The sequence below is a fragment of the Mesorhizobium sp. M0848 genome, from assembly GCF_040319805.1.
GTDB lineage: Bacteria > Pseudomonadota > Alphaproteobacteria > Rhizobiales > Rhizobiaceae > Mesorhizobium.
In genome coordinates, this window is sequence record NZ_JAMYOM010000052.1 from 1 (window position 1) to 11,113 (window position 11,113).

Sequence of the window (11,113 nt, forward strand, 5' to 3'; positions counted from 1 at the left end):
TTCCTACCGCCTTACAGCCCCGACTTTAACCCGATCGAGAATGCCTTCTCCAAGCTGAAGTCGATCCTCAGGAAAGCCGCCGCACGCAACATCCCCGAGCTTTGGGACGCAATCCGCGACGCCTTGCCACGCTTCACCGCCGAGGAGTGCTCAAACTACTTCTGCGCCGCAGGATACGAGCCTGAGTGATCAGATTCTGCTCTAGCCAACGTATACTTCTTCCGTAAGCGCTCATTTCCCCGCATGTTGATTTTCACTGAGAACTGACCCGGCATTTCCACCGAGATTTGACCCGCCTTTCATGTATGTTTCGGTTCGGGGTTGAGGGTCAAGGTTCTGGTTTTCTCCTTCGCTTTGTTGGGTTCGTGGGCGGAGCTGTTCTTGAAGCGGAAGCTGTCGTTTCCGGTTTCGAGGATGTGGCAATGGTGGGTCAGCCTGTCGAGAAGCGCGGTCGTCATCTTGGCATCGCCGAAGACACTCGCCCACTCGCTGAAGCTGAGGTTTGTGGTGATGATGACGCTGGTGCGTTCGTAGAGCTTACTCAGCAGATGGAAGAGCAATGCTCCACCTGATGCACTGAACGGCAGATAGCCAAGTTCGTCCAGGACGACGAGATCGGAATGCACGAGGCAATTGGCGATCTGGCCCGATCGTCCCTGTGCCTTCTCCTGTTCCAGCGCATTGGCCAGCTCGACAGTCGAGAAGAAGCGAACCCGCTTGTGATGATGCTCGATGGCCTGCACGCCGAGGGCCGTGGCAACATGGGTTTTGCCTGTGCCAGGGCCGCCGACGAGCACGATGTTGTGGGCTTCATCGACGAACTCGCAACGATGAAGCTGCCGCACGAGCGCCTCGTTTATCTCGCTGCTGGCGAAGTCAAAGCCGTTGAGATCGCGATAGGCTGGGAAGCGTGCGGTCTTGAGCTGGTAGGCTGTGGACCTGACCTCACGTTCCGCCGTCTCGGCCTTGAGCAGTTGCGACAGGATCGGAATGGCGGCCTCAAACGCTGGCGCTCCCTGTTCGGTGAGTTCGCCTACAGCTTGCGCCATGCCGTGCATCTTCAGGCTCCGGAGCATGATGACGATTGCGCCGCTGGCGGGATTATGACGCATGGCGGACCTCCGCGGTCTTCCTCAAAGCATCGTAGCGTTCGACATTGGCCTTCGGCTCATTGGTGAGCGTCAAAGCCTGAGGAGCACTGATGGTCGGGGGCGTGAGCGATTTGCCGTCGACGAGCCGATGGAGAAGGTTCAGCACATGGGTTTTGGTTGGAACGCCGGCCTCCAACGCCATCTCCACGGCCAGAAGCACGGCCTGCTCGTCGTGTTGCAGCACAAGTGCCAGGATGTCGACCATCTCGCGATCACCGCCCGGCTTCTTGAGCAAATGCTGCTGCAACGACCTGAATGCATCGGGAAGTTCGGCAAACGGTGCTCCGTTGCGTAGGGCGCCTGGTTTGCGCTGAACAACAGCCAGATAGTGCCGCCAGTCATAGACGGTCTGCCCTGGTCGGTCATGCGAGCGATCGATGACGCGGCGATGCTCACAGATGATCAAACCTTCCGCGGCAACCACGACACGATCCGGATAGACCCGCAGGCTCACGGGCCGGTTGGCAAAGGACGCCGGAACGCTGTAGCGGTTGCGCTCCAGATGCACGAGGCAGGTTGGGGAGACCCGCTTGGTGTATTCGACAAAGCCGTCGACGAGACGGGGCGCCGGCATGAGAGCCTGGGCTTCCTCAGCCCAGATATCGGCAATGGTGCCGCGCATTTTTCCATGCGGGGTCTTGTGCCAAAACTCCTTGCATCGAAGCTCCAGCCAGTCGTTCAGGGCTTCCAGTGATGGAAAGCGCGGCATGGGTTGCCACAGTCGGTGACGCGCATCCTGGACGTTCTTCTCGACCTGTCCCTTCTCCCAGCCAGAGGCCGGATTGCAGAACTCAGGCTCGTAGAGGTAGTGGCTGGCCATGGCCATGAAACGGACATTGACGTCGCGCTCCTTGCCGCGCCCGACCTTGTCGATCGCTGTCCGCATATTGTCGTAGATGCCGCGCCGGGGAACGCCGCCAAACACACGGAAGGCATGATTGTGGGCGTCAAACAGCATCTCGTGCGTCTGCAACAGATAGGCCCGAACGATGAAGGCCCTGGAGTAGCTTAGCTTCGTATGAGCCACCTGCAACTTGGTGCGTTCATTGCCGATGATCGCCCAGTCTTCCGACCAGTCAAACTGGAATGCTTCACCCGGATCGAACGCAAGCGGCACGAATGTCCCGCGCCCTGTCGTCTGTAATTCCCTCTGCAGATCCGCCTTCCACTCCCGAACGAAAGCCGCAGCACGACCGTAAGACCCCTCATAGCCAAGGCTCAGCAGATCGGCATGAAGCTGCTTCACCGTACGTTTCTGTTTGCGATTCTTTTTGGCTTCCGTCCTCAGCCAGGCCGACAAACGGTCGGCAAAAGGGTCAAGCTTGCTCGGCCGCTCGGGAACCTTGAACTTCGGCTCCACCCCATCCACACGCAGGTATTTGCGCACGGTATTCCGCGACAGGCCGGTCCTACGGCTAATCTCACGGATCGATAGATGTTCTCGATAATGCCAGCGTCGGATCACGCTCAATAATGCCATGTCGATCACTCCGTAATCCCCGCTGAAAAAACGCAGGGTAAGGGTCAAACATGGGTCAATTCTCGGTGGAAATATCCTGTGTTGCCGGGTCAGTTCTCAGTGGCAATCAACAATCCAGTGCAATTGCTCGGTCGTAAGCGTGATCACCGCTGCCTCCCGGCGCGGCCACCGGAACTTGTCCTCGGTCAGCCGCTTCAGGACCAGCACAAAGCCGGACCGATCGAAGAACAGGAGCTTCATCCGGTCGCGACGGCGATTGCAGAACGCAAAAACCGCCGGAGCAAACGGATCGAGCGCCATCGTCTCCTGGACCAGAACCGCAAGGCTGTTGATGCCGGCCCGGAAGTCGATCGGCTCGCGGTGCAGGTAGACTTTCAGGTCAGCGCCCAGTCTGAACATGGCCCAGTGCTCCGATGGTCGCCGTCAATGCATCCACATCACCGCATTCCAGCGTCAACTTCACGCCGTTCGGCAGCGACGCGCTCACCTTGGCTGGAGAGGAAAAAGGCGCAGTCCTTTTCGATGCCGACCCACGCACCCCATCGCAAGTCCCCGGCAAATCCACCGCAGCCATGCTGCTCTGTCGCAGCAAGGCCCGATCGGAAGTGCTTTCAATCTGAACCGGGATGAACCCCGGTGATGAGGACGGCGGGAGGGACTGGGTCTCCGCGCGCTTCTTTATCCACTTCCGAAGAAGGTTCGCATTGACCCCATGTTCGAGCGCGAGCCTCGATACCGACACGCCAGGCTCAAGGCAGGCCGAGACAAGACGCTCCTTCGATGCCGGGTCGTATCGGCGTCGCCCGTCCCGACCGACAAGCCTCACCCGCAGTTTCTGCTCATCTTCTTCCATCACTTGGTGTCCACCTATTTCGGTGGACACCTGCATGCATCAGAGCACTCAACAGCAAAAGGTGCGGGGAAATTCGCGCTTACCTTCTTCCTACATCGATCGGGCGTTTACCTGCGTCAGTGTGCAGTGCGACGCTGCTCGCCTTGGACCATTTCCGAAATGGACCGAATTAGTGCTCCTAGGCTCCGACAGATGCAGGTTCAAGAAAACTCCTGGCACGACGGACGTTGAAACCGCCGAATCGCAGGAGTTCCTTTCTCCGCAACGGAAGCATCGTGACCTAGGCATGACATTCTTTGTGCGGAATGACACTCGGCGAGATTTTAGACCGCTTTTTTTGTTACAATTCGATAAGTCCAAATTGTAGTGATTTTATGGCCGCTGTTGTTCTACTAACAGTGTCCGTCTTCCTCATAACATTTTTTATGTGAAAGTTAACAGTGTTTACGGATATACCTATAATCTGCCCTATTTCCCACGACGACTTCCCTTTCGCCGTCCATAGGATGCACTCCTTTTCTCTTGGAGAGAGGGTAGGTATCTCCTCGATGCCGCTAATCCGCCGGTGTTCCATAGTCTCTGCTCCACAGCCATCCGCACAGGAGGGTGTCACTGGCCCACAAGCTGCCGGCTTTGAAAGTACGGCTCCGCGCGCCGTCCTCGTCAGGCCTGGCATCGTCACAGCTCTACCACATCGTTGCTGTTATCAGTGTTACTTAACTTGAATTTATGCTTCGCTATCGTCATCAAAGCGCAACATAGGGAAATAACCTTAGTTTCTGATCAAGTTGGCGCAATCTCCGAAAGATCTCGGCGACCCGGTTGAGATGCGCCCAACTCCCGCTCCGCCCGCCGATCCGATGATGACGGGTATCCCGCGGGGAGATCCCGCTTTTCACGGAGCTTTCCATCAAAGGAGACGTCAGTTCGTGGATAGTATGGCCCCTGGTCGCTTGAACCGGCGTCCACGGCGATCACGTGTAGGTTCCGTCGGAGACCTTCTTGGAACAGAGCCTCGGGGAAGCCACATGCCGAGTTCGCCGTCGGTCACAAGATCCGGATCCCGTCCGTTGGCCGGTGAAGAATGCAGCTTCTAAGCCACGTCCCAGCAGGCAGAACTGCAGAGGGTTCCGCATTAATATTGCGGACCAGCCCAACTCTGGTCGCGACCAAACACTGCTGCGCAGGACCAACAGCGCAGCCGGATTGGTGCAGTCTCAAAGCCGGGGTCGCGATAGCGGGATTGACGGATACTGTGCCCCGAACCCATGGCTAACCGAGCCCAGCGCCACTGATCTCGCCTAGAATCCGCAGCCTTGTGGCATGGCCGTCGCTGGAAATTCTGGCCTGATCGATTGATCGTCGCTGAGGTTCATGCATGAACTGATCAGTTGCCGGACATTTGGACCTTGCCAATCGCCAGGACGAGGCGATCTCATACTGCATTTGGTGGGGCGTCAGATCAGCGTCGCGCGATGCTGTCCATTATGAGAGGGTGCTATTGGCACAGCACTCGGTGGCGAAGCACGAAGCGTCTTCAACAGTTCGTCTCGCGTCAACCAAACGAGCCAATCGTCGTCGTCTATCCCGTGCGCAGGCAAGTGCAGGACTGATCCGTGCGGCTCGCAATGAAGATAGCCGTAGCGATCGACTACGCTTTTTTCGATGTGCCAGCCGGAAACCAGCGCGTATATGAAGTCTGGCGCCCAGTTAGCCCAAGCCAGTCCGAATGCAATTCGACCGATAAAGGTAGAGAGTCCCCGGCCTCTAAAGTCCTCGCGCAACCAGATGTCGCCATGATACGCGACCAGCCCGGTAATGTTCCGAGCAGTCGGCGCATCGCAGCGAGACGAGGAACCGGGCCCGGCTTTGAGGTTAGGATCCGCGAACCAAGCTCTGAGCGACCCAAGGTGCTCAGCAAGGTCTGTGTTGGATAGATGATCTAAACGCAGTGCCTGGACATGCGCTACTCTCCCTTCCCGATCCCGCCCGACGATCCAAAAAGCCTTTCCAGGCAGAAGATCAGAACTGTCGGGACGGAAGCTTGGATAAGTCGGTGACTTCCCAGGAAGCCTGCCGGTAATCCCAACGTATTCCTCAAAATCGTCGCCCATCGTAATACGAAGGCCGGACTTGCGCCCCAACTCCTCTGCTGCACAGAGGTACTTCGAAACCTCCAGCGTCGTCACGTTGCTATGCATGCCGCTGCACCCTTATCAATGGGCTGACCCATGGCTTCTACAGTTTCCCGGCAAGCACTAATACCACTGCATCTGATAGTTGACGCGTGCTCCAGGCACTGCTGAAGTAGCCTATTAACACCTGCTGCCCCAGTCGGGGCATACGGATGGTAAGGGAGGATTTGCCTTGGTTTTCGACTATATCGTCGTAGGTGGGGGTTCCTCTGGATGCGTCATGGCGAGCAGGCTCTCCGCCGATGGAAATCGCGTGCTGCTCATCGAGGCCGGTCCCGATACGCCCCCGAACGCCGTCCCTGACGACATCCTCGACGGCAATCCGACGCGTGCTTACTTCAATCCCGATTATCAGTGGCCGTCACTCGACGCGACCATGATACGGGACGGCCGCAAGCCCGTTCATTACGAGCAGGCCCGGGTCATGGGCGGCGGCTCCAGCATCAATGCCCAGGTGGCGAACCGCGGTGGTCCCGAAGACTATAATGAATGGGCCTCAAGCGGTGCAACGGGCTGGGGTTGGGACGAGGTACTGCCCTACTTCCGCCGCCTGGAATGCGATCTGGATTTCGACGGCGAATTTCACGGCAAAGCGGGTCCACTGCCGATAAGGCGTGTTCGGCAATCAGACTGGTCCGGCTTTATCCGAGCGGTATCGAGAGCGTATGAAAATGCAGGTATTCATTTCAGGCCGGACTTCAATGGTGCCTTTGGTGACGGATACTCCGCTGTTCCGTTGACGAACCGAAACGGTCACCGGGTTTCTGCTGCGATGGCCTACTTGTCCGAGACCGTCCGCTCTCGGCCCAATTTGACAATCTTGTCGGAAACGACGGTTGTGCGGCTGGCCTTTTCAGGACGCGCCATAGCGGGTGTCGAGACGGAAAACAACTTGGGCCGGCAGTCGTACCGCGCTTCCACCGTGGTCCTCTGCGCCGGAGCCATCCACTCGCCCGCCATATTGATGCGCTCCGGGATAGGTCCGGCCGAGCAACTGACAAAGCTCGGTATTCCAGTCGTTACAGAGCTGAAAGGTGTGGGCCAGAGCCTTCAGGAACATCCAGGGATCGCCGTTTCGACGTATTTGAAACTAGGCGATCGCATGGCTCCCAATGTGAGCGGCCACATCCAGATCCATGCTCGTTACTCGTCGGGCTACAGTGGGTGCCCTTCGACGGATATGGCAATATCGGCGGTTGCCAAGTCGGCCTGGCACCCGCTCGGCAAGCGCCTCGGCTCCCTCTATTTCTGGGTAAACCGCACTTTTTCGACAGGAACCATCGTCCTGAAGGATCGCTCGCACGCAATCGCGCCGGAGGTGGATTTCAACTGGTTGAGCGATGACCGGGACGCCGCGCGATTGAGGCGAGGATTCCGTTTTATCGCCCGCCTGCTGAAGCAAGATTCACTGTCGGCCGTGGCACTCGATCCGTTCCCGTCAGCTTGGAACCTACGGGCGAAGCAGGTTAGCAAGGTCAATTGCATTAATTACGGGCTTACCTCGGTGTTGGCTCTGCTCATGGACTGCTCTCCACGCCTGCGTCGGGGTCTCATTAGACACGTCATAACCGATGGTCATAGCATTTCAGATCTGATTAATGACGAAGAGCAGTTGGATCGGTTTGTCCGCCTGAACGTGACCGGCAACTGGCATCCGACGTCGAGCTGCAGGATGGGGGCAGCCTCGGACCCTACCGCCGTGACCGACCCGTCGGGCCGCGTTCGCGATGTTCCCGGGTTGAGGATCTCCGACGCTTCGGTGATGCCATTCTGCCCCCGGGCCAACACAAATATTCCAACGATCATGGTGGCTGAGAAGATGGCTGATGCGATTTTGAAAGAAGACCGGAATCGCTAGCGAAGAGGTACTCAAAAGCTTCATCGAGGAGAGCGGCGGGATTCGTCTTCCGGCAGGTGGATCGAGGTTGATAACTCGTCATTGCCGTGACTATTGCCATAGTCGCGGAGGCAGGGCCCAAAGAGGTCGGGCTGCCGTCGCTGCCGCTCACCGGGTGTCTGGAATCGCCTCCTTATAGACATTGCATTCCTACGACCGTGGATGCATGCTGTTCCCCATTGCCGACGCACTAAGGCGATGCTTTCGCGGCAGTCGTGTGTATGGACACCGGCAAAGGCGATAGGTGTCACGCATGAAGAGGTGCGGACCGCGATCCGGTACCTCAGGTACTGCGGCCAGCCTTGCTGAGAACTTGAAAGCCCGATTCCGCGAGGCGCCAATCTCGTCGACCACACGGTCACGAGCCCATTCAGGGCTTCTACCCAGGTTATGCGGTGCAACTTCCCGCTGGAACGTTCGCATCACGCGCTGAAACCATACGGGGTCCGCTTGCACGTTCAGGTGAAATTCGAACGAGTTTCGGCCAATCTTCGACCGTGTCGTCGAACAGGGCCCCCTAGGCATTTACAGGAAAGTTCCTCAACATCCTATTTTTTGGCGCATTGTGAAGATTAAGTCACAAGATTGTTAAGCTCGGCAAGGGATATGTAATAATAGATCACATATTGTTTATTTTTCCTGTATTGAAAATCGCGCAAATCTGTTGGATAACTCGAGGTGCCCACAACATAGTTATGCAAGATGTCTCAATGGCATTGCTTATTGAACGGGAGCTCCATGCGTACCTCAAAAATGATAGAAACAGCGGTTTCACCAAGTCGAAAAAGGTCCAGCACACCGGCGTTCACCGCGATGTCAAAGGCTGTCGGCCTTGATGGGCCGCTCTCCAGATACCCCAGACCTAACCATCACTTCACGATCTGCGACGGCCTCTTCACACCTGTGCATCTCAGGCCGGATTGGCTGCGCGAACTAGCTCGCGCCACGCGCCCGAGCGGAATTTATTTTCGTAAGCTCCTAGGAGCTCTGTGGGGTGCGCACCCAGTGATGACGCGTCAGCGACATACGGGCTTCCCAGTGTTAGCACGCAGTGTGAACGACGGCAGATACATTGCATACAAGAATGCCGGGTACCAGGTTTTCCAGGAATCCCATAAGGCCAAAGCACCAATGGAGGAGCGACTATGACCACGCTACCGCAAATCTCACTGGCAAAACTGGCCGATGCAACGCAACACGAAGAGCGCGAGCGCCTACGCCTAGCCTGCGAGGACTACGGGTTCTTCTACCTTGTCGAGCACGGAATCCCGAAAGAACAGATCGCAGAAGCAATCGACGCTTCGCGGCGTTTCTTCGCGTTGCCACAGTCGACAAAGGAACGTTACGGTCACTCTGCCCAAGACGTGTACCCCACTACCGCCCGTGGATACAGTCCGTTGCACGGCGAAATGCTGCATCCCGAGGCCGGCCCCGATCCAAAGGAGATGTTCGACCTCGGTATCGAGAATGAAGGCGACCGGCGTCCGTTTGCCGGACGCACACGCCTTCCGGATGATGCGGTGGCTCCTGGTTTCGCTCGAAGCCTGCTTGCTTTGCAGGCTACCGTGCTCAACGGGGTTGTGCCGCAGCTCGGAATGGCGCTGGCCGACCTGCTCGAAATGGAAGAGGGCTGGTTCCGACGCCATTTCAGCCCGCCGACGGTACTGCAACGCGTGATCCGGTACCCGTCTACTGGCGGCGCGGCCGCTAAGCATACCGACAATGGCTTCTTCACGCTGCTACCGCAGGAGGAACTCCCCACGCCCTCCTTGCAGGTGTGGTTCGGCGGGCGTTGGACACCGGCGCCGAGCCTCCCTGGCAGTCTGGTGGTCAATCTGGGCGACATGCTTCAGGCCTTGAGCGACGACCGGTTCAAGAGTACGCCGCATCAGGTCGTGCACCCTGGTCCGGCTGAACGAATTTCGCTTCCCTTCTTTATCTATCCCGACATCGACGCACGCCTGAGTTCCCGGCAAGGAAAGCACACCTTCAGTGTCTCGGAAATGATGCTGCGCAACTACGAGTCAATATGGGAAAAGGGGAAAGGCGCCGGACGCGCGCGAGAGTTGCAATAAGTGTTCGGTTCATGAAGCCTGAGCAAACTACGGCGACGAGGTGGCACACCTGGATGTGCTGCCCTGGATGAAATCGTCCAGAACAAATTTGTCCGCCGCTGTGCCTACACATTGTGTTGGATTGTGCCGAACGAGATTTTATCGCTACTTTTCAGGCAAGCTGCAGTACCACGGCTTTTCATTGTGCTGCTGTGCTGCGGGGATAACTTTGGAAAGGAAAGCGGAGCGACTAGTGCCGAACGGAATCGATGACCAGCGTTATCGAAGTATTTCACTGATATTTGGTGGTGTAAGTACAAGTGGTAAAGTCTCTAGTGAGCACACTGAGATAAAATATATTGTATTCAATTTTTGGAAAGCTCAAGCTTGGAATGCCAGCTCCAAGCATAGCAGCACATCCTCACTAGAGCGGTTCCATCATCGATGGGGCTCCGATGTGTCCAGGCGGGCGCGTTGTTTTGTTTGTTGGGTAAACTGATCCTGAAAGGTGTCAAGGACAGGAGAAATTCATGTGTGTGAGCCGTGATCTCAATAGCACATTGCAAGCAACCCAGAATTGGATCAGCGATCTGATGTGGAGACTTCGCTGGCAGAATCGCGAGCAGGTCTACCACGTTCTGATTGCGACGCTGCACGCCCTGCGCGACTGCCTGGATCGCGACGAGGCTGTTTACATGGGAGCACAGTTGCCAGTTTTACTTCGCGGCTACTACTACGAGGGTTGGAATCCCAGCCGCCGCCCCAAAGGCAGAAACCGGAACTCGTTTCTCGACCGAATCCACGACGGCGTCCACCATGACCCGGCGGTGGATCCGGAAGAGGTTGCCCGCTCGGTCCTAGCCCAATTTGTGGACCGCTTACCTGCAGCAGAGGTCGAAGATGCCAAGGCCGCCACTCCAAGTGCGCTGCATGACCTTTGGCCAGTCTGAGACGTCTGCGCCATGAGCATCCACGAAGCCAACGCTTGGGAGCGTTCTCGACCGAGAAACTGATTTGGCTGCGCTTCCTGACATGTCCGCAACTAAGCAACCAAGGGTGTCCGACCGATTGACACCGATCACCGTAGGGCAAGGCTAAATCGCCGGCCTATATGCTCCCACTGCGAGAACAGTTTCTTGGGTTCAAAGGCCCGCATGACAAGGGAGCCGTTGCATCGTGATTCATGTAAATGCACGGACATGAAGTCGTCTCACAGTGTGTTTTGATGGGCTCAGTGGCGAAACAAGAACGGGGAAGGCGCCAGACAGCTGGAAACATGACGAAACCAGAAATGGGCCCTTGAGACGCGCAATCCTGAGGGGAATTGCCGCAGTCGGCATAGCAGCGATGGCACTCGCCTCGTTTGCCGGTTCGGCTTCGGCGCAGGCGCTGCTGGAGAGATCAAGAACGGAGAGACGGTCCGTATCGGCTTCTCCAACGAGGTTCCCTGGGCCTATCCCGGCGAGAACAACGAGCCGCTCGG

The 11,113-nt window shown here is 57.2% G+C and carries 10 protein-coding genes; 4 read left to right on the forward strand and 6 right to left on the reverse strand.

The window, feature by feature from the left end:
* Nucleotides 1–189, forward strand: a 189-nt coding sequence (locus NKH95_RS32790; RefSeq protein ID WP_352894517.1) for a transposase, incomplete at its 5' end; no start/stop codon positions are given.
* Between the two features lie 110 nt (nt 190–299).
* Here NKH95_RS32790 and istB read toward each other — a convergent pair.
* From istB to NKH95_RS32820, 6 genes are all read right to left on the reverse strand, one after another.
* Nucleotides 300–1,112, reverse strand: coding sequence for an IS21-like element helper ATPase IstB (gene istB, locus NKH95_RS32795; RefSeq protein ID WP_352894519.1), 813 nt, complete (start codon nt 1,110–1,112; stop codon nt 300–302).
* Nucleotides 1,102–2,631, reverse strand: a complete 1,530-nt coding sequence (istA, locus tag NKH95_RS32800; RefSeq protein ID WP_352894531.1) for an IS21 family transposase — start codon at nt 2,629–2,631, stop codon at nt 1,102–1,104. Before istA ends, istB begins: the two co-directional genes overlap by 11 nt.
* Nucleotides 2,632–2,727: 96 nt before the next feature.
* Entirely contained in the window at nt 2,728–3,030 is a 303-nt protein-coding gene (gene tnpB, locus NKH95_RS32805; protein ID WP_352894521.1) for an IS66 family insertion sequence element accessory protein TnpB, read from the reverse strand.
* Nucleotides 3,011–3,484 carry an IS66-like element accessory protein TnpA gene (gene tnpA / locus NKH95_RS32810; RefSeq protein ID WP_352894522.1) on the reverse strand — a complete coding sequence of 158 codons (474 nt, stop codon included), beginning with the start codon at nt 3,482–3,484 and terminating at the stop codon, nt 3,011–3,013. The genes tnpB and tnpA overlap by 20 nt, the downstream gene beginning before the upstream one ends.
* A 340-nt stretch (nt 3,485–3,824) precedes the next feature.
* Nucleotides 3,825–4,160 carry a helix-turn-helix transcriptional regulator gene (locus NKH95_RS33510; RefSeq protein WP_502895420.1) on the reverse strand — a complete coding sequence of 112 codons (336 nt, stop codon included), beginning with the start codon at nt 4,158–4,160 and terminating at the stop codon, nt 3,825–3,827.
* Nucleotides 4,161–4,941: 781 nt separating this feature from the next.
* Nucleotides 4,942–5,685, reverse strand: coding sequence for a hypothetical protein (locus NKH95_RS32820; RefSeq protein WP_352894523.1), 744 nt, complete (start codon nt 5,683–5,685; stop codon nt 4,942–4,944).
* Nucleotides 5,686–5,851: 166 nt separating this feature from the next.
* Between NKH95_RS32820 and NKH95_RS32825 the strand changes: the two genes are divergently transcribed.
* The 3 genes from NKH95_RS32825 to NKH95_RS32835 all read left to right on the forward strand — a co-directional run bounded on the left by NKH95_RS32825 (nt 5,852) and on the right by NKH95_RS32835 (nt 10,580).
* Nucleotides 5,852–7,537 carry a GMC family oxidoreductase gene (locus NKH95_RS32825; RefSeq protein ID WP_352894525.1) on the forward strand — a complete coding sequence of 562 codons (1,686 nt, stop codon included), beginning with the start codon at nt 5,852–5,854 and terminating at the stop codon, nt 7,535–7,537.
* 1,184 nt (nt 7,538–8,721) lie between these two features.
* Nucleotides 8,722–9,651: an isopenicillin N synthase family dioxygenase gene (locus tag NKH95_RS32830; RefSeq protein ID WP_352894526.1), complete on the forward strand. Its 930-nt coding sequence runs from the start codon at nt 8,722–8,724 to the stop codon at nt 9,649–9,651.
* Between the two features lie 509 nt (nt 9,652–10,160).
* A complete protein-coding gene (locus tag NKH95_RS32835) occupies nt 10,161–10,580 on the forward strand; it encodes a DUF2267 domain-containing protein (protein ID WP_352894528.1) in 420 nt (139 codons plus the stop codon).
* Nucleotides 10,581–11,113: the final 533 nt, after the last annotated feature.

Bases quoted from the DNA above. Each gene is read 5' to 3' on its own strand.
- istB (WP_352894519.1), bottom strand. From the start codon at position 1,112: ATGCGTCATAATCCCGCCAGCGGCGCAATCGTCATCATGCTCCGGAGC.
- istA (WP_352894531.1), bottom strand. From the start codon at position 2,631: ATGGCATTATTGAGCGTGATCCGACGCTGGCATTATCGAGAACATCTA.
- tnpB (WP_352894521.1), bottom strand. From the start codon at position 3,030: ATGTTCAGACTGGGCGCTGACCTGAAAGTCTACCTGCACCGCGAGCCG.
- tnpA (WP_352894522.1), bottom strand. From the start codon at position 3,484: ATGGAAGAAGATGAGCAGAAACTGCGGGTGAGGCTTGTCGGTCGGGAC.
- NKH95_RS33510 (WP_502895420.1), bottom strand. From the start codon at position 4,160: ATGCCAGGCCTGACGAGGACGGCGCGCGGAGCCGTACTTTCAAAGCCG.
- NKH95_RS32820 (WP_352894523.1), bottom strand. From the start codon at position 5,685: ATGCATAGCAACGTGACGACGCTGGAGGTTTCGAAGTACCTCTGTGCA.
- NKH95_RS32830 (WP_352894526.1), top strand. From the start codon at position 8,722: ATGACCACGCTACCGCAAATCTCACTGGCAAAACTGGCCGATGCAACG.
- NKH95_RS32835 (WP_352894528.1), top strand. From the start codon at position 10,161: ATGTGTGTGAGCCGTGATCTCAATAGCACATTGCAAGCAACCCAGAAT.